The sequence below is a fragment of the Rhodoferax sp. genome, assembly GCF_034520025.1.
Classification (GTDB): domain Bacteria; phylum Pseudomonadota; class Gammaproteobacteria; order Burkholderiales; family Burkholderiaceae_C; genus Allorhodoferax.
In genome coordinates this window covers 1,588,639-1,606,125 of the sequence record NZ_JAXHNZ010000001.1, presented here as the reverse complement: position 1 = coordinate 1,606,125, position 17,487 = coordinate 1,588,639, and the positions used below count along the sequence as shown (strand labels likewise).

Sequence of the window (17,487 nt, the reverse complement as noted above, 5' to 3'; positions counted from 1 at the left end):
ACCATGTTCGATTACCAACAACCCGATGCCAAAGGCCACTTTGGCCAGTACGGCGGCAGCTTTGTCTCCGAGACGCTGACCCACGCCATCAACGAGCTCAAAGACGCCTACGCCAAGTACCAGCACGACCCCGAGTTCCTCGCCGAATTCCAATCAGAACTCGCGCACTTCGTCGGCCGCCCTTCCCCCGTGTATCACGCGGCCCGCATGAGCCGTGAAATGGGAGGTGCACAAATCTTCTTGAAGCGCGAAGACCTGAACCACACCGGCGCCCACAAGGTCAACAACACCATCGGCCAGGCCATGCTCGCCAAGCGCATGGGCAAGCCCCGCGTGATTGCCGAAACCGGTGCCGGCCAACACGGTGTGGCCACAGCCACCATTTGCGCGCGCTATGGGCTGGAATGCGTGGTCTACATGGGCAGTGAAGACGTCAAACGCCAAAGCCCCAACGTCTACCGCATGAAGCTCTTGGGCGCCACCGTGGTGCCTGTAGAAAGCGGCAGCAAGACACTCAAGGACGCGCTCAACGAAGCCATGCGCGACTGGGTTGCCAATGTGGACAACACCTTCTACATCATCGGTACCGTGGCAGGCCCGCACCCCTACCCCATGATGGTCCGCGACTTTCAGAGCGTCATCGGCAACGAGTGTCTGGTGCAAATGCCCGAGATGCTGGCAACCGCCGGCTGTAAAACCGAGCAACCTGACGCAGTCATTGCCTGCGTGGGCGGTGGGTCCAACGCCATGGGCATCTTCCACCCTTACATCCAGCACGACCAAACCCGCCTGATCGGTGTGGAAGCGGCGGGCGAAGGTTTGGATAGCGGCAAGCACTCTGCCTCCATCCAGAAGGGCAGCCCCGGCGTGCTGCACGGCAACCGCACTTACGTGCTGCAAGACGACAACGGCCAAGTGACCGAGACCCACAGCGTGAGCGCGGGCTTGGACTACCCCGGCGTGGGACCTGAGCATGCATTTTTATCGGACATCGGCCGCGCAGAATATGTGGGCATTACCGACAAAGAAGCGCTGGACGCCTTCCACTACCTGTGCCGCACCGAAGGCATCATCCCCGCGCTGGAATCCAGCCATGCCGTGGCCTACGCGATGAAGATGGCCAAGACCATGCGCCCCGACCAGAGCATTCTGGTGAACCTGTCCGGCCGTGGTGACAAAGACATCGGCACTGTGGCCGACCTGAGCCAAGCGGACTTCTACTGCCGCCCCAGCTGCCGCGGCCAATCGGTCAAAGGGGGCGAACAGCCCGTGCAGTTGGTCAAAGCAGGAGGTGCAGCATGAGCCGTATTGACACCACCTTTGCCGCGCTGAAGGCCCAAGGCCGCAAAGCGCTGATCCCTTTTGTGACGGCCGGCTACCCTTATGCCGACGTTACGCCCGATCTGATGCACGCGATGGTCGCGGGCGGCGCGGATGTGATCGAGCTGGGCGTGCCCTTCTCAGACCCCAGCGCGGACGGCCCCGTGATCCAAAAAGCTGGCGACAAAGCCTTGGCCTTCGGTATCGGCTTGGTGCAGGTGATTGCCATGGTGCGCGAGTTCCGCAAAACCAACGCCACCACGCCGGTGGTTTTGATGGGCTACGCCAACCCGGTCGAGCGCTACGACCAAAAACAAGCCCGCCCGGGCGTCGCTAGCGCGTTTGTGAAAGACGCCTCGGAAGCCGGCGTCGATGGCGTGCTGATCGTGGACTACCCACCAGAGGAATGTGAGGCCTTTGCCGCCGACCTGCGGGCCCACAACATGGACTTGATTTTCCTGTTGGCACCCACCAGCACTGACGAGCGCATGCAGCAAGTGGCCCGTGTCGCAAGCGGCTATGTGTACTACGTGTCGCTCAAGGGTGTGACAGGCTCTGGCGCCCTAGACACCAACGCGGTGGAGGCGATGTTGCCTCGCATCCGCCAGCACATCAACACCCCGGTGGGCGTGGGCTTCGGAATCCGCGACGCGGCGACTGCAAAAACCATCTCTAAAGTGGCAGATGCGGTAGTGATTGGCAGCAAGATCATCCAATTGCTAGAAAACGCGCCACGCGAGCAAGTGGGACCGGTGGCGCAGACCTTCCTGCAGGAAATACGCACTGCGATGGACCTCGGCTGATCCTGAAAATCGACAGGGGCGGTTTGACGGATAATCGCCCCGTGTCTGTTGGACGCCCATTCGGGCACTGCACTGGAGAAATCCCATGAGTTGGTTGGAAAAACTGCTACCCCCCAAGATTCAACACACCGACCCTACGGAGCGCCGCAGCGTGCCAGAAGGCCTGTGGATCAAGTGCCCCAGCTGCGAATCGGTGCTCTACAAAACCGACCTGGAGCAAAACCAGAATGTGTGCCCCAGCTGTGGCCATCATCACCGTATTGGTGCCCGTGCACGCCTGAATGCCTTTTTGGACAACGAAGGCCGCTTCGAAATTGGTCAGGAAGTGCTGCCGGTGGATGCCTTGAAATTCAAAGACAGCCGCAAGTACCCTGAGCGGCTGAAGGAAGCCCTTGAAAACACCGGCGAGACCGACGCACTGATCGTCATGGGTGGCGCAGTGCACGGCGTCAGCTTGGTTGCAGCCTGCTTTGAATTTGAATTCATGGGCGGCTCCATGGGCTCTGTGGTGGGCGAGCGCTTTGTGCGTGGCGTGGAAACTGCCATCGAACAAAAAGTGCCGTTTGTTTGCTTTACCGCGACCGGTGGAGCCCGTATGCAAGAAGGCTTGCTGAGCCTGATGCAAATGGCCAAAACCAATGCAGCGCTCACCCGCCTGGCCAAAAAAGGCTTGCCCTACATCAGCGTGCTGACCGACCCTACCATGGGTGGAGTGAGCGCGGGCTTTGCTTTCCTGGGCGACGTGGTGATTGCAGAGCCCAAAGCCTTGATCGGCTTCGCGGGCCCCCGGGTCATTGAATCTACCGTGCGAGTGACGCTGCCAGAGGGCTTTCAGCGCTCAGAATTCTTGCAGACCAAGGGCGCGATTGACTTCATCTCCGACCGCCGCGAACTGCGCAAAACGATTGCGGAGACTTTGGCGATGCTGCAGCGCCAGCCTGCAGATGCCGTGATCTGAGAATCCGGCTCCGCCCCAAAAAAAAGAGGCCTATCGGGCCTCTTTTTTTATCCGGCCACTGCTGAGAGCAGGGTGTATTGCAGATCACCCAGCACTATGGTCAAAATTTGTAGCAAGACCAACAGCACCAAGGGCGACAAATCCACCCCACCCACCAGAGGCACTACTTTGCGGATGGGCGCCAGCACCGGCGTTACCAGCCGACCGATGAGCTCTGAGAAAAACGACTGCGCCTGCACCCAACTCAACACGGCGTAGACCAATACCAATGCGGTCAGGCCCGACAAGCTCAGGCGCACCAAGCCCAGCAAGGCCAACACCACGATCGACATCGGCGTCACGCCAAACCCATTGAGGGCCCAGAGCGCCCCGAAATGCGCCAACTGGATCAAAAATGCGGCAACCAGGCTAGCCATGTCCCAAGGGCCCAGTGCAGGCACAACACGGCGCAGAGGCAGCACGATCCAATCCGTCAAAGCAAACACAAAACGCCCCAGCGGGTTCCCAGAGCGGGCAGACAAAGGTATGCGCTGTTGCTGCATGTACAAGCGCAGCAAGCAGATGGTGGTCAGCAAGCCGGTCACCACTTCCAACAAGAGAACAACGATTTTGTAGAGCATGGGAGATCCGAGTAAAGTGCGAGCGCATCATAGCGGCAGCCTGCCCTCTTACAATGGAGGGTTGCGGCCAAAACCCCTTGAGGTTTGCCGATTTCTCCTACCGAACCCACAAGTCACTCCATGTCTGACCAAAACCAAGCCGCTCCCGCACCGCAAGACGAAAACCAGTTGATCCAAGAGCGCCGTGAAAAGCTCAAGGCACTGCGCGAGCAGCAGGCCGCTGGTCAAGGCGTTGCCTTCCCCAATGACTTCCAGCCAGAAGACAAAGCAGAAGCGTTGTTTGCGGCCCACAACGACAAGACCGCGGAAGAGTTGGTTGCCTTGGGTGCGACCGCCAAGGTCGCCGGCCGCATGATGCTCAAGCGCGTCATGGGCAAAGCCAGCTTCTGCACCTTGCAAGACTCGTCTTTCGGCCCAAGCGGTGGCCGCATTCAGCTGTATGTGCGCGGTGAAGACGTGGGCGCAGACCTCTACGCCGCCTTCAAACACTGGGATTTGGGTGACATCGTGGCCGCCGAGGGCACGCTGTTCAAAACCAAGACCGGTGAGCTGTCCATCCACGCCACTAGTATCCGCCTGCTCACCAAGAGCCTGCGCCCCATGCCGGACAAGTTCCACGGCATGGCCGACCAGGAAACCAAATACCGCCAGCGCTATGTAGACCTGATGACGGATGTGGAGTCACGCAAGCGTTTCGTGGCCCGCAGCAAGGCCGTGAGCGCCCTGCGCGAGTTCATGGTGGGCCACAACTTCCTGGAAGTGGAAACCCCCATGTTGCACCCGATTCCCGGTGGTGCCAACGCCAAACCCTTCAAGACCCACCACAATGCGCTGGACCAGGAAATGTTCCTGCGCATTGCGCCTGAGCTGTACCTCAAGCGCCTGATCGTGGGTGGCTTTGACCGTGTGTTCGAAATCAACCGCAGCTACCGCAACGAAGGTATCTCGGTGCGCCACAACCCCGAGTTCACCATGATGGAGTTCTACGCGGCCTACTGGAACTACCAGGACCTGATGGACTACACCGAAAAGCTGATCCGCGATGCGGCCCTGAGGGCCACTGGCGGCTTGCAATTCACCTATGCAGGTAAACCCGTCGATCTGGAGCAACCGTTTGAGCGCCTGACCATTGTCGAAGCCATCCAGAAGTACACCGACGCGGGCGACAACGTGTTTGACGCCACCTGGCTGACCAATGCTGTCAAAAAGCTGGGCTTGACCGAAGCCAAAAACCGCTTGGAAGGCCGCAGCCTGGCCAGCCTGCAAGTGCTGTACTTTGAAGAGACCGTGGAAGAGAAGCTATGGAACCCCACCTTCATCATGGAGCACCCCACCGAAATCTCGCCCCTGGCCCGTGCCAACGACGACCGCCCCGAGGTAACCGAGCGCTTTGAGCTTTACATCACCGGCCGCGAGTTCGGCAACGGCTTCAGTGAGCTGAACGACGCCGAAGACCAGGCCGCCCGCTTCCAGGCTCAGGTCGCCGCCAAAGACAGTGGTGACGACGAAGCCATGCACTTCGACCACGACTTTGTGCGCGCCCTGGAATACGGCATGCCCCCCACCGGTGGCTGCGGTATCGGTATCGACCGCCTCATGATGTTGCTGACCGACAGCGCCAGCATTCGCGACGTGATTCTGTTCCCCGCGCTGCGCCGCGAGGTCTGATACGGGTTTGAAGCCAAATCGGCATCTAGCGCACGCAGAGTCTGCGCAAGCAGCTATGAAAATAGTAGCAACGCCTGCGCTGCGCTACCTGAATGGCTACCCTGCAGACACGCTGGCCCAAGTGCAGCGCATGCTCGACGAGGGCCGGGTGGGCAGTTGGCTGACCCAACGCTACCCGCAAGCGCACGGCGTGCGGACCGACAAGGTGCTGTATGACTATGTGCAAGACCTCAAGGCCGAGTACATGCGCAGCACCGAGCCGCTCTCCAAAGTGGCGTTCGACAGCAAGCTGCATGTCGTCAAAAACGCGCTGGGCACGCACACCACGGTGTCACGCGTACAGGGCAGCAAGCTCAAAAGCAAACGCGAGATCCGGGTGGCCAGCCTGTTCAAGGACACACCCGAACCTTTTCTCAAAATGATCGTGGTGCACGAGCTGGCGCACCTGCGCGAGCGCGAGCATGACAAGGCCTTCTACAAGCTCTGTACCCACATGGAGCCTGCTTACCACCAGTTGGAGTTTGAGGTGCGCATTTACCTTACCCACTTGGAGGCCACGGGCCAACGGCTCTGGGCTGAGGCGGAGTAAGCCATGCTGCCCCCCTCCAGCCTGATTTGCTTTAACAAACCGTATGGCGTGCTCAGCCAGTTCACGCCCGAGGGGCGCTGGCGCGGGCTCAAAGGCTTTATTGATTTGCCCGGTGTCTATGTCGCAGGACGGTTGGACGCCGACAGCGAAGGTCTTCTGCTACTCACCAACGACGGCAAGCTACAGGCGCGCATCAGCGACCCACGCTTCAAGATGGAAAAGACCTATTGGGTGCAAGTGGAGGGTGAACCTGACGAGGCCGCCTTGGCTGCGCTACGCCAAGGCGTGATGCTCAACGACGGCATCACCCTGCCGGCGCGCGCGCAGCGCATTCAGGCGCCCGAAGGCTTGTGGGAGCGCAACCCACCGGTGCGCTTTCGCCAATCCATCCCAACCAGTTGGGTGGAATTGGTGATCCGGGAGGGGCGCAACCGCCAAGTGCGGCGTATGACTGCCGCCGTGGGCTACCCCACCCTAAGGCTGATACGTGCAGCCATTGGCCCCCACCATTTGGACAACCTGCAACCCGGAGTTTGGCGAGAAGCATAGGCATCAGCTAGATAGCCAGCGAGTGGATAAAGATACCGCTTAGTATTTTTTTATCCCCACAGGTTGCTTTCTTGCGTGTTTCGGCCAAAATCAGGCCATGATTGACGCACTGAACCTCATGGCCACTTCCACCCGACACAGCACTGCTGTGCGACGACGACCGCTGGTGGTGGCCTCCCTGATCGGGGTGCTCAGCGTTCCCGGATGGACGCAAGAGCAGCTACCTGCCAGCCGAGCCCCTGCCGCGCTGAACGCCTATGGTGCGAATTGGCTGCCCAAGGGCAGCGGCCCTTTGAAGTTTTTCGGGTTCAAAGCTTATGACGCCACGCTGTGGTTGCCCGGGGCAAGTGGAGGAGACTTCAGCTTCAGCCGGGCTTTTGCCCTGGAAATTTTGTACAACACCTCGGTCAAAGCCAGCGACATCAACAACACCTCACTGATTGAGATGTCCCGCATCAGCGCGGCAACTCCAGAGCAGGTAAAAACTTGGTCCGACTTCATGACGGGCTTGTTTGTCGATGTGAAATCCGGCGATCGCTTGCTGGGGGTGCATGTGCCCGGTGCGGGCGCCCGCTTTTTCCTGAACGGCAAGCTCCTGGGTGAAACCGCGGACGCCACCTTTAGCGAAGCATTTTTCAAAATCTGGCTGGACCCCAAAGCGCGAAAACCGGAGCTGCGCTCGGCTTTGCTGGGGCTTTAGCCGTTAGCGCTGGCGCAGTGGCGTGAGCAGATCGCTCAAGCCGTTGTGGTCAATCTCATGCATCAGCTGCAACAAGCGACCCATCTCCCCTTTGGGAAAACCCGTGCGCGCAAACCAGTTCAGGTAATCACCGGGTAAATCTGCGATCAAGCGCCCTTGGTATTTGCCGAAGGGCATGGCGCGCTCGACCAGCTTTTGCAGGTCTTCTGCCTGCATCAGCCACCCGCACGCTTGACGGTGAACCCTAGCGCGACGAGAGCTGCCATGACTTTCTCGACATGGTCGCCCTGCACTTCAATCACGCCGTCTTTGACGGTACCGCCGGAGCCGCAGGCCGCCTTGAGTTTTTTGCCCAAAGCCATCAACGCCTCATCGTCCAGCGGAACACCCTTCACCAGCGTCACACCTTTGCCTGCGCGACCCTTGGTTTCGCGAGACACACGGACGATCCCATCGCCAACAGGTCGCTTGGGCGTATGGCACACGCATTCAGCAATAGCTTTGCGGCACACCGGGCAGGTGCGCCCCACCTCGGTCGAATACACCAAACCACCAAGATCAGAGAGCGTTTTTTTCACCATCAAAGACCCAAACGCGCTCAGCGGATGATGATTTCTGCGCGGCGGTTGCGGGGTTCATTCACGTTGGCTTCGGTCGGGACCACCGGCTCACGCTCGCCACGGCCAATCGCCTCAATCCGTTCAGGCGCAAAGCCGCGCTGCACCAGCAGCTCACGCACCGCTTGCGCTCGCTGCAATGACAAGGTGTCGTTAGCCTGCGGGCTCCCTGTGCGGTCGGTATGACCTACCACCAGAATTTCACCGCCTGCCCGCTTTGAAGCCAACGCAATGATCTCCGGGAGCTGGCCCTGAGACTCCGCCGTCAAGGTCGACGTACCGGGTTCAAATCGCAAGGTCAATTGAGACGCCGTGGGCATCGGCAACGCCAGCAAGCCCTTGTATTTTTCTTGAACTTCATCCGCACTGAGTACGCCCGCTTCCAAGCGGCCGTCCTGCTGCAACGCTGCCGTTTGGTAGGGCTGAGTCAGATCCACTAAACCACCGGCATTGCTTACCTGCACTGCGGTAGACCGGCCCGCACTGTCCGGCAACAAAATGACACGGCTCACGGGGGCACACGCCTGCAGGCCGAGCAATGCAACAACAACGAAGTAACGCACGCTCATAGCACCTCCACAATGAAATCCGTGCCGCGCACACTGACGGTTGTGGCGGGCGTTGTCACTTTGACGTTATCGGGTTGCACCTTGCCTAACAGGCCGGTCACCATACGGATGGTGCCCTGCAGCACCCGGACTGCGAGGCTACCTTGCTGAGTGGTGCCGTCAAACTGAAAGCGACTGATATCAACGGTGGTGTTCGGGCCAATGGCGATCGATGTACCGTCGCGCAGCATCAGCACGGCAGAACCGTTTGCATCAGTTTGGACTCTTTCAGCCTCTTGCACACTGGCACCGGGAATGACTGCGCGCTGAGCATCACCTTGGACCACCTTGACACCGCCCTGCACTGTTTTAAACGTCCCACTGCGGGCCTCTTGCGCCATCACAGATGGACTCGAAAGGGCCAGCCCAAGGGTGCAGGCCAACATGGTGCTACGCGCTAGCGCTCTAAAACCGGTATGTGCTTGATTCATAGCCGGCGATGGTACCGGATCGGTGCCGTCTATTCCAGCAGGGGGAAGGTAGGGATTGCGATCAACGGTCGCACTGGCGCTATTGTTTTCGTAGCAATCCATGAAGCGTTTCTGGCGGTGGTGTGCGAAAATAGCTTCCTTTATCAACGTTAGCCACTCCAACACATGTCTCGTCCCAGCGTTTGGGCCACCAAAGTGGCAGCACTCATCAAAGGCAACAACAGCCAGGCTGCGCTTGCACAGATCAAGGTCGCCCCGACCGTCAAAGACTTGCAGCAACTGCGAGCGCTCATGACCGCAGACGGCAGCCTGCTCAAGCACCGACTGATCGACGAAGCGACCCGCGACCAGATCGTGGCCCTTTCGGCTCCCCGGCTGCACCGCTCGCCCTGATACTCGGCGGACTACCGGGCCGCTTTCCCTAGTCTTTCACCGCCCTTTCAGGTCGTGCCTACAATGCGAAAAGGTGATGTCTGTCCGCAGACTCACGTATTCCACTCTGTTTCGGCACATGGGAGGGAGCCCTGTGAAACTGTTCACTTTTGGCATTGGCTTGGCGCTTTTCTCAGCCCTCTCTGGGTGCGGATTGGGTCAGTCCATGAGCCAAAACACCGCTTCAGCAACGGCACCTGCCGCCACCCAAGCGGTGCGCCTACTGGTGGGCACTCACGACCCCATCCCGGAGGATCCCGCAGCACTGGTGCGGAGCCTCTCTGCGTCCACTGGTGCTGCATCCATCGTATTTGTGGCAAAGATGTCAGCGACCAGTTGTTTGGTCGTCATCACTCCCCAACCCGGACAGACGACCCAAGACCTTGTAGCAAAACTCGCAAAGGCCCCGGGCGTGCGGTATGCCGAGCTGGATGCCAAAGCCACGCGGAATGAGGGCCACTTGAAATGACACCCTCTTTACGCTTGCTCAGAAACGCCACCTTTAGCACCTTGGCCTTGGGTGCGATACCCGCGCTTGCTGCGCTGCCCTTCTCGGAGGGCACCGCGCCCAAAGCCGCCCGCACCGCCGCCTCGTCTGAGGCGGCGACGTACAGCCGGTTGATCATCAAATTCAAGACACCCAAAGAGTCAAAAACCGCCCACCTGTTCGCAGAAACAAGCGACAAAGAACGGGTTCAAGGTTTGAAAGAGCGGGCGGCAAGCACTGTTGCCGGGCAGGAATTGAACCTGCGGCACCTGAAAACCATTTACAACGGCATCGAGGTGGCGAGCACTGGCGCCCCCTTGACCCGGCAAGAAATGCGGGCAGTGATAGCCGCGCTGGCCAAAGACCCTACGGTGGAATACGTCGAGATTGATGAACGCGTGCAAGCGCACCTGACGCCGAACGACACGTTCTTCAGCAGCTTATGGAACCTCAAATCACCTGCAGGTGCGGTCGGCGGAGCCAATTTCCAACTGGCATGGGATCGGATGATCGGATCCAGCACCCCGGTGACGGGTGCAGGGGTGATCGTGGCGGTGTTGGACTCGGGCTATCGCCCCCATCCGGACTTAGCGGCCAACGTGTTGCAGGGCTACGATTTCATTTCGGCCGATAACCCGCCCATCAATACTACGTTTACAACTGCGAATGATGGAGACGGCCGCGATGCGGATGCCCTTGATCCAGGTGACTGGAATTCAGTAGTCACCAGCGATTGCGCGGTAGAGGACTCCAGTTGGCACGGTACCCATGTCGCAGGAACCATTGCTGCAGTTGCAAACAACAACAGCGGCGTTATCGGTGGTGCTTTTGGCGCCAAGATACTGCCGGTGCGGGTGCTGGGGGTGTGCGGTGGTTACTCCTCAGATATCCAAGAAGGCATGTATTGGGCTGCAGGCCTTCGCCAAGTGAATGGCGTCACTAACCCGAATATCGCCAAAGTCATCAACATGAGCTTGGGTAGCACGGGAAGCTGCTCCGACTCATATCGGGATGCCGTCAACGCAGTTGTGGCGGCAGGCACCACGGTTGTGGTGTCGGCGGGGAATGACGACGGGGGCCCGATCTCCTCGCCGGCGAATTGCAGCGGCGTGATTGCGGTTACTGCCCACACCATCACGGGAGAGAAATCGAGCTTCGCAAACGTTGGAACACAAGTCGCTCTCAGTGCACCCGGCTCCAGCATTTTCTCCACCGACAACACGGGCAGGACCACGCCTCAAGCCGACGCGATATTGCTCAAAAGCGGCACCAGCATGGCTGCGCCGCATGTAGCCGCGGCCGCCGCACTCCTGCTACAAATCAAGCCAACCCTGACACCTGCACAAATTGCGGCGCTGTTGAAGAACAACACCCGCCCCTTCCGGTCGGGGACAGTTTGCGCATCATTGACCACCTGCGGCACCGGCATGTTGGATGCCTTTGCAGCGGTGAAGGCCTTGCAGGTGAGTGAGGGCTCTGCGTCAAACACTCCACCTTCCATGACGTCGGCGCCCACGCAATCGGGTACCGAAGGCATCGACCTCCAATTTGACTTTACCGCCGTTGATGCAGACGCGGATACGGTCACGTTCTCCAGCTCCGGGTTACCCGCAGGGGCGACACTCAGCAGCACAGGCCGCTTCCGTTGGAGTATCCCCGTGCTCGGAACCTATAGCTTCACCGTCACCCCCAGCGATACCAGCCGCTCGGGCATGCCGCAAACGGTCACGCTCACGATCAACCCCGCGACCCTTGCCACCGCAAGTAGTAGCGGAGGGGGTGGCGGGGGTGGCACGATGTCAGGATGGGAGCTAGCGCTCGTCGCTTTGCTGGCGATGCGTGGTCTGCGCAGGCGTCGTCTTTCTGCGCATGAATAAACTAGCCATTGCAAGTCCGCCAACAAGCCCTGCCCAATGAGCAGGTAGATAAACCGGAAAGCCCCACGCTGTAGCGCCAACCCCGGCCCACTGCATCGCCGCCAGGCGGACCACCAACAGGCACAACACAAAAAATGCGATCCGCCGGTGGGGTTGTGAACTGTCGTTACGGGAAAAGATCGTGATCAGGCAACCGCCTGCAGCCCACCCGTAGAGCGCGCCAGAGGCACCCGCGTAGTAGCCACAGTTCGCATCAGACACCACGGCTACAGCAACGGCGAATGCACTTCCAAAAATCAAAGCGCCCTGCTGTGCCCAAACCAGCATCGGCCGGAATAACGCGGCCAAGACCAGCGCGACCATCGCATTGGACATGCCGTGCCCAAGATTGAAGTGCGCCAGCTGCGCCGTAAGAGGCAACCACCAGTACCCATCCAGAAATGCCTGGCGGTGATAAATCAGCGCGGCAAAGTCCATGGCCTGCGCGGCTCAGGGCTTCAGGCGATCCAGTCCAGCGCCTGCATATAGTCCGGGTGCACCATGAGGTCGTCCCACGCCATGGCAGGGCTGGTGGGCAGCAATGCACGGCGGCGGGCTTCGCTGGCTTCCAGTGCCTGCCACTGGCCCTTGAGCTGGGCTTCGGTCAGGCCGTCGATCAATTCGTCCACCGCTTTGCCACCCCCCTCGGCATTGGCCATGGACTGGTTGCACAGGAGCACCAGGTCGCAGCCTGCGTTCAGAGCCACCACAGCCGCTTCGGTGTAGCTCACCGTTTTGCCGTCGATCAGGCGGGCTCCGGCCATGGACAGGTCGTCACTGAAGATGGCGCCGGTAAATCCCAGCTGGCCGCGCAAGATGTCGTTCAGCCACACGCTCGAGAAACCGGCGGGGCGGCTGTCAACCTTGGGGTAAATCACGTGGGCGGGCATGACACTGCTGGTCACGGTGTTGAGCCAGCGGTACGGCGCGGCGTCATCGGCGAGGATGGCCTTGAGGCTGCGCTTGTCCACCGGAATGTCGATGTGGGAGTCGGCTTTCACAAAGCCATGGCCGGGGAAGTGCTTGCCGCAATTGGCCATGCCGCTCTTTTGCAGGCCGTGCATCAGGCTCTTGGCCAGCATGCTCACCACACGCGGGTCGCGGGCAAAAGCGCGGTCGCCGATGACACTGCTTTCGCCGTAGTCGAGGTCCAGCACCGGCGTGAAGCTCATGTCCACGCCACAGGCGCGCAACTCGGCGCCCAACACATACCCCGTGGCGGTGGCCGCGTTGGTAGCGTCCAAGGCGCCAGCCTTCTTGGTGGAGGTGGTGGGCACGATGTCACGCATCCACATCTCACCCAAGGCGCGCATGGGCGGCAGGTGGGTGAAACCATCGGTCTTGAAGCGCTGCACACGGCCGCCTTCATGGTCCACGCAGATCAGCAAATCAGCGCGCACTTTTTTGATGTCGCGGCACAGCGCCGTGAGTTGCTCGCGGTTTTGCCAGTTGCGGGCAAACAAAATCATGCCCCCCACCAGCGGGTGCTTCAGGCGCTTGCGGTCCACGGCGGTGAGGCTGGTACCGGCGATATCGATGATCAGAGGGGCGTGAAATGTCATGGTGTTATTTGCTATCAAATCAGGAGCTGCTGGCGTACATTCTACGGGCGCTAGCGGCCATTTTTATTCATATTTTCAGTGGGTTTCCACTACACAGAAGCTGGCGGCGTAGTCGGTTTCGTCAGTGACGGTGATGTGGGCCTGTAGCCCCTTCTCCTCAAACCAGGTTTTCAACTCGCCATGCAGCACGATGACCGGCTTGCCGCTGCGCTCATTGGCAATCTCGCACAGCTTCCAGCTCATGGGCATGCGCATGCCCAGCCCCACTGCCTTGCTGAAAGATTCTTTGGCGCTGAAGCGAGTGGCCAAGTAGCGCAAGCCGCGCTCGGGCCAGCGGGCGCTGCGGGCCTTCCACGTCTTCAGTTCCGCCTCAGAGAGCACCTTGGCCGCAAAGCGCTCGCCATGGCGCTCCACACTGGCGCGTATGCGGCGCACATCGCAAATGTCGGTGCCGATGCCGTAAATCAAGGTGCAGCCTTATTGCCCGAGGCAAGCCAGATAGGACTCGATGGTGGCTGTGTAGCCGAGCTCCAGTGCATCCGCAATCAGGGCGTGGCCGATGGACACTTCTTGCAAGCCGGGCACTTGCTGTGCAAACGCCGCAAGGTTGTCACGGTTCAAGTCATGGCCACCGTTCACGCCCAAGCCTGCGTTCAGAGCCGCTTGGGCGGCTGCGGCAAAGCGGTCCAGCTGCATTTGCTGATTCGCGGTGCCCCAAGCGGCGGCAAACGGCTCGGTGTAGAGCTCAATGCGGTCGGCACCCACTGCTTTGGCAGCCGCCATAGCCTCCGGGTCTGCGTCCATGAAAAGGCTGACCCGCAGCTTCAGGGCATGGGCCTCGTCGATCAAAGGCTTCAGGCGCGCAGCATCGGCTGGAAGGCTCCAGCCGTGGTCGCTGGTGAACTGGCCTTCCGAGTCGGGCACAAAGGTCACCTGGTGCACCGGCAAACCGCGCTCGCGCAGGTCACGCACACAGTCCATGAGGTTGTGAAATGGGTTGCCTTCTACATTGAATTCGCGGTCCGGCCACGCTTTAAGCAGCTCCGCCAAGTCCAGCACGTCCTGCGCGCGGATGTGGCGGGCATCAGGGCGCGGGTGCACCGTGATGCCGGCGGCGCCCGCCTCCAGGCACAAAGTCGCTGCGCGGGTGACACTGGGAATGCCGAGGTGGCGGGTGTTGCGCACCAGCGCCACTTTGTTCAGGTTGACGGAGAGATGGGTTTTCATAGGTTTTGAATATCAATCATCATCTGCCGCGTGCGCAGCGTCTTAACGCCGCAATGGTAGTGCAGCAGTGCTCGCAGCTGGGGTTTGAGTTCTGACATCACCTCGGCGCAGGCCCGCAGCGTGGTGGTGAAGGGGGCGTCGTCCGCGATGGCATCTTGCAGTTCCACCCACTGGGCTCCGAGCAGGCCTGCACGGTCGTCAGGCCCTGCCTGCCGCAGTCCGCCCTCAGGCACCAGCACATAGCGCACATCGGCGTGCAACGGCGCGAGCGTCATGGTTTGTGCATCAAGTTGAGGCAGAAAACCCACCTCACGCAGCAACAGCAACTCGAAGGTCCGCAGGGCCGCCTGCAGCACCTCGTCGTGCTCGCTGGCAATGACACGGACCACTTGGGCATAGATGTCAAACAGCGCGGCATGCGGGTCGTCCCGCGCCAATAAGGTAATCAGTAACTCGTTGAGGTAGTAGCCAGACAGAAGAGCATCCCCGGTCGGCATCACATGCCCGCCCTGCCACTCTGCGCTGCGCAAAGTGCGGATCTCGGCATCGCCTCCAAAGGCCACGTGCAAAGGCTGCAGCGGCAGCAGGATGGGGCGGAAACTCGAAGTGGGCTTTTTCGCCCCTTTGGCGACCAGTGCCACCCGACCGTAGTGGCGGGTGAACACCTCCAGAATCAAGCTGCTCTCGCTCCAGTCGTAGCGATGCAGCACAAACGCCGGCTCATCCGCAATCCGCTTGGTCGCCATGATTCGTCGGAGTGCGAGGCCTTAAGCCCAGCAAACGCCACGGGACTGGCTTCGCCAGACCGCAGGCGTTGCCCCCTGCAAAGGGGGTGGCGAAGCGACACGCAGTGCGCGAAGCCTGGGGGTGAACTTACTCATACCCGAAGCTGCGCACGCGCGCTTCGTCATCGGCCCAGCCGGAGCGCACTTTGACCCACAGCTCCAAAAACACCTTGGCATCCGCCAGCTTTTCGAGTTCCACACGGGTTTCCATGCCGATGCGCTTGATACGCTCACCCTTGTCGCCGATCACCATGGCCTTGTGGCCATCGCGTTCCACCACGATGGTGGCGGCAATGCGCAACAGGCGCTTTTGGCCCTTTTTCTGGGGTGGCTCTTCTTCGAACTTGTCGATTACCACCGTGGAGGTGTAGGGCAGCTCGTCACCGGTCAGGCGGAACAGCTTTTCGCGCACCAGCTCACTGGCCAGGAATTTCTCGCTGCGGTCGGTCAACTCGTCTTCTGAGTACCACCAGGCTTGCTCGGGCAAGAACTTCTCGCAAATACCCAGCAAGCGCTCAATATCCTTGGCGTTCTTGGCCGACAGCGGAATCATTTCGGTAAATTTGGCGCGGGCCTGCATCGCTTGCAACCAGGGGGCCAGGCTAGCGCGCTCCTTCACGTTGTCGAGTTTGTTGGCGACCAACACGACCGGAATGCCGGTTCCCAGCAGCTTCAACACTTTTTCGTCCGCCGACGTAAAGCTGCCAGCCTCCACCACAAACAGCACCAGGTCCACATCGGACACTGCGCCCTGCACCGCTTTGTTCAAAGACTTGTTCAGTGCGTTGCCGTGAATGGTCTGGAAGCCGGGGGTGTCCACAAACACAAACTGGGTCTGCCCTTCGGTGCGCATGCCGGTAATGCGGTGGCGTGTCGTCTGCGCTTTGCGGGAGGTGATGCTGATCTTTTGCCCCACCAGGGCGTTGAGCAAGGTGGATTTACCCACATTGGGCTTGCCCACGATCGCGACCAAGCCACAACGTTGGCCCGCGCCGTCGGTGCCGGGGGTAGCCAATTTAGGCGTGCTCTTGAGCAAGCCTTCGAGCATCGCGTCCAAGTCGGATTGCACCTCGACGGCGTCTGCTGGAGTTTGAGAGTCTTTTTGCCCCTTAGCGCCCGTGGATTCTGCGCGAGCAGCTACTTTTTTAGGAGCATTCATGATTTAACCTTTGCTTTAATGGTTTGCAGCATGGCCGCGGCCGCTGCTTGTTCTCCGGCACGGCGGGAGCCGCCGATACCGCGTTCCGACAGGCGCAGCTCAGGAACTTCGCACTCCACGTCAAAACTTTGTTTGTGCGCGGCACCGGTGGTGCCCACCACGGTGTAGATCGGCACCTTCATTTTGCGACCCTGGAGCCACTCCTGCAACTCGGTCTTAGGATCTTTGCCGATAGCTTGCATGTGTGGATTGATTTCCACTGCCTCAAACAAGCGGTGGACCAGTGCCTGCGCGGTGTTGAATCCAGCATCCAGATACACCGCGCCAATGATGGCTTCGAGTGCATCCGCCAAGATAGACGCCCGCTTGGGGCCGCCGGAGCGCATCTCGCCCTCACCGAGCTTGAGCACGTCAGGGAGCCCGAGTTTCAGGGCCAGCTCATGCAGAGTTTCCTGGCGGACAAGATTGGCACGTACCCGCGACAGATCGCCCTCAGGCAAACTGCCCAAGCGGGTGTAGAGCAAATCGGAGATCGCTAACCCCAGTACCGAGTCGCCCAGAAACTCCAAGCGCTCGTAGTGGTCAGCAGAGAAGCTGCGATGGGTAAGGGCCCTCGACAGCAATGAAATATTCGAGAACTGGTGCTGCAGTCGCTGCTGCAGCGCGGTCAAACCATCTGTCACTTATTTGGATCGTCCTGCGTATTTGAGGGTGAGGTAGGCCGGGCCGGCCAAGTGGATTTCGCGCTCGTACGCGAAGCCAACGACCACTTTGTCGCCCACCTTGGTAACTTCGAGGTCCTTGCCGGTGATCGACTTGATGGTGTCCACTTCGGCCTGCTTGTCGAACAGCGCACGCACTTCCACGACTGACTGCCCTGTGGATGCACGCTGCACCGCCTTTTCAACCGCGAAATACTCAATCACGGTTGGGAAAGCTTGCGCGGCGACGACGCCCGTCATCGCGAGCACGGCGCCCACAAACAAGAGGCCAATAAAAGAAATTCCGCGCTGTTGAGCTTTGCTAGGCATAGTGAATTTTCCGGACGCTGGTTGG

Annotated in this window: 23 protein-coding genes; 10 read left to right on the top strand and 13 right to left on the bottom strand. The window is 60.0% G+C overall.

Features of this window, described 5'->3' with window-relative positions; all coding sequences use genetic code 11:
- Positions 1-3 precede the first annotated feature (3 nt).
- From trpB to accD, 3 genes are all read left to right on the top strand, one after another.
- Positions 4-1,302 (top strand): tryptophan synthase subunit beta, encoded by a 1,299-nt coding sequence (gene trpB, locus U5L73_RS07750; protein WP_322561800.1) that lies wholly within the window; start codon positions 4-6, stop codon positions 1,300-1,302.
- Positions 1,299-2,123 (top strand): tryptophan synthase subunit alpha, encoded by an 825-nt coding sequence (gene trpA / locus U5L73_RS07745; protein WP_322561799.1) that lies wholly within the window; start codon positions 1,299-1,301, stop codon positions 2,121-2,123. Before trpB ends, trpA begins: the two co-directional genes overlap by 4 nt.
- A gap of 85 nt (positions 2,124-2,208) precedes the next feature.
- Positions 2,209-3,081, top strand: coding sequence for an acetyl-CoA carboxylase, carboxyltransferase subunit beta (gene accD, locus U5L73_RS07740; protein ID WP_313875608.1), 873 nt, complete (start codon positions 2,209-2,211; stop codon positions 3,079-3,081).
- A gap of 47 nt (positions 3,082-3,128) precedes the next feature.
- Here the strand turns inward: accD and U5L73_RS07735 are convergent, their stop codons facing one another.
- A complete protein-coding gene (locus U5L73_RS07735; protein ID WP_322561798.1) occupies positions 3,129-3,701 on the bottom strand; it encodes a YggT family protein in 573 nt (190 codons plus the stop codon).
- Between the two features lie 120 nt (positions 3,702-3,821).
- Here U5L73_RS07735 and lysS point away from each other — a divergent pair, with 120 nt between their 5' ends.
- The 4 genes from lysS to U5L73_RS07715 all read left to right on the top strand — a co-directional run bounded on the left by lysS (position 3,822) and on the right by U5L73_RS07715 (position 7,207).
- Entirely contained in the window at positions 3,822-5,369 is a 1,548-nt protein-coding gene (lysS, locus tag U5L73_RS07730) for a lysine--tRNA ligase (RefSeq protein ID WP_322561797.1), read from the top strand.
- 55 nt (positions 5,370-5,424) lie between these two features.
- Positions 5,425-5,958, top strand: a complete 534-nt coding sequence (locus U5L73_RS07725) for a YgjP-like metallopeptidase domain-containing protein (protein WP_322561796.1) — start codon at positions 5,425-5,427, stop codon at positions 5,956-5,958.
- 3 nt (positions 5,959-5,961) lie between these two features.
- Entirely contained in the window at positions 5,962-6,507 is a 546-nt protein-coding gene (locus U5L73_RS07720; RefSeq protein WP_322561795.1) for an rRNA large subunit pseudouridine synthase E, read from the top strand.
- 97 nt (positions 6,508-6,604) lie between these two features.
- Positions 6,605-7,207 carry a chalcone isomerase family protein gene (locus tag U5L73_RS07715; RefSeq protein WP_322561794.1) on the top strand — a complete coding sequence of 201 codons (603 nt, stop codon included), beginning with the start codon at positions 6,605-6,607 and terminating at the stop codon, positions 7,205-7,207.
- Positions 7,208-7,210: 3 nt separating this feature from the next.
- On the opposite strand, the gene U5L73_RS07710 is transcribed toward U5L73_RS07715, so the two are convergent.
- Genes U5L73_RS07710 through U5L73_RS07695 form a run of 4 tightly spaced genes read right to left on the bottom strand, consistent with a single transcriptional unit; the run spans position 7,211 to position 8,863 of the window.
- Positions 7,211-7,423, bottom strand: a complete 213-nt coding sequence (locus U5L73_RS07710) for a DUF3820 family protein (protein ID WP_322561793.1) — start codon at positions 7,421-7,423, stop codon at positions 7,211-7,213.
- On the bottom strand, positions 7,423-7,785 hold the full coding sequence (locus tag U5L73_RS07705; RefSeq protein WP_416221269.1) for a translation initiation factor Sui1: 363 nt from the start codon (positions 7,783-7,785) through the stop codon (positions 7,423-7,425). Before U5L73_RS07705 ends, U5L73_RS07710 begins: the two co-directional genes overlap by 1 nt.
- A gap of 20 nt (positions 7,786-7,805) precedes the next feature.
- The gene (locus U5L73_RS07700) at positions 7,806-8,393 is read right to left on the bottom strand and encodes an OmpA family protein (RefSeq protein WP_322561791.1); all 588 of its coding nucleotides are present in this window, start codon (positions 8,391-8,393) and stop codon (positions 7,806-7,808) included.
- Positions 8,390-8,863, bottom strand: a complete 474-nt coding sequence (locus U5L73_RS07695; RefSeq protein WP_322561790.1) for a FecR family protein — start codon at positions 8,861-8,863, stop codon at positions 8,390-8,392. Before U5L73_RS07695 ends, U5L73_RS07700 begins: the two co-directional genes overlap by 4 nt.
- 165 nt (positions 8,864-9,028) lie before the next feature.
- Here U5L73_RS07695 and U5L73_RS07690 point away from each other — a divergent pair, with 165 nt between their 5' ends.
- The 3 genes from U5L73_RS07690 to U5L73_RS07680 all read left to right on the top strand — a co-directional run bounded on the left by U5L73_RS07690 (position 9,029) and on the right by U5L73_RS07680 (position 11,659).
- A complete protein-coding gene (locus U5L73_RS07690; protein WP_296508917.1) occupies positions 9,029-9,256 on the top strand; it encodes a hypothetical protein in 228 nt (75 codons plus the stop codon).
- A gap of 133 nt (positions 9,257-9,389) precedes the next feature.
- The gene (locus tag U5L73_RS07685) at positions 9,390-9,764 is read left to right on the top strand and encodes a hypothetical protein (RefSeq protein WP_322561789.1); all 375 of its coding nucleotides are present in this window, start codon (positions 9,390-9,392) and stop codon (positions 9,762-9,764) included.
- The gene (locus U5L73_RS07680) at positions 9,761-11,659 is read left to right on the top strand and encodes a S8 family serine peptidase (protein ID WP_322561788.1); all 1,899 of its coding nucleotides are present in this window, start codon (positions 9,761-9,763) and stop codon (positions 11,657-11,659) included. The genes U5L73_RS07685 and U5L73_RS07680 overlap by 4 nt, the downstream gene beginning before the upstream one ends.
- Here U5L73_RS07680 and U5L73_RS07675 read toward each other — a convergent pair.
- From U5L73_RS07675 to U5L73_RS07640, 8 genes are all read right to left on the bottom strand, one after another.
- Positions 11,594-12,136, bottom strand: coding sequence for a rhomboid family intramembrane serine protease (locus U5L73_RS07675; RefSeq protein ID WP_322561787.1), 543 nt, complete (start codon positions 12,134-12,136; stop codon positions 11,594-11,596). The genes U5L73_RS07680 and U5L73_RS07675 overlap by 66 nt on opposite strands.
- Before the next feature lie 20 nt (positions 12,137-12,156).
- Entirely contained in the window at positions 12,157-13,260 is a 1,104-nt protein-coding gene (nagZ, locus tag U5L73_RS07670; RefSeq protein ID WP_322561786.1) for a beta-N-acetylhexosaminidase, read from the bottom strand.
- Positions 13,261-13,335: 75 nt separating this feature from the next.
- Positions 13,336-13,728: a holo-ACP synthase gene (acpS, locus tag U5L73_RS07665; RefSeq protein WP_322561785.1), complete on the bottom strand. Its 393-nt coding sequence runs from the start codon at positions 13,726-13,728 to the stop codon at positions 13,336-13,338.
- Between the two features lie 9 nt (positions 13,729-13,737).
- Positions 13,738-14,487 carry a pyridoxine 5'-phosphate synthase gene (locus U5L73_RS07660; RefSeq protein ID WP_322561784.1) on the bottom strand — a complete coding sequence of 250 codons (750 nt, stop codon included), beginning with the start codon at positions 14,485-14,487 and terminating at the stop codon, positions 13,738-13,740.
- Positions 14,484-15,236 carry a DNA repair protein RecO gene (gene recO, locus U5L73_RS07655; protein ID WP_322561947.1) on the bottom strand — a complete coding sequence of 251 codons (753 nt, stop codon included), beginning with the start codon at positions 15,234-15,236 and terminating at the stop codon, positions 14,484-14,486. The genes U5L73_RS07660 and recO overlap by 4 nt, the downstream gene beginning before the upstream one ends.
- Positions 15,237-15,360: 124 nt before the next feature.
- Positions 15,361-16,320, bottom strand: coding sequence for a GTPase Era (gene era, locus U5L73_RS07650; RefSeq protein ID WP_416221282.1), 960 nt, complete (start codon positions 16,318-16,320; stop codon positions 15,361-15,363).
- Positions 16,321-16,427: 107 nt separating this feature from the next.
- Positions 16,428-17,114: a ribonuclease III gene (rnc, locus tag U5L73_RS07645; RefSeq protein WP_322561782.1), complete on the bottom strand. Its 687-nt coding sequence runs from the start codon at positions 17,112-17,114 to the stop codon at positions 16,428-16,430.
- On the bottom strand, positions 17,115-17,462 hold the full coding sequence (locus tag U5L73_RS07640; protein WP_313875589.1) for a DUF4845 domain-containing protein: 348 nt from the start codon (positions 17,460-17,462) through the stop codon (positions 17,115-17,117).
- Positions 17,463-17,487: the final 25 nt, after the last annotated feature.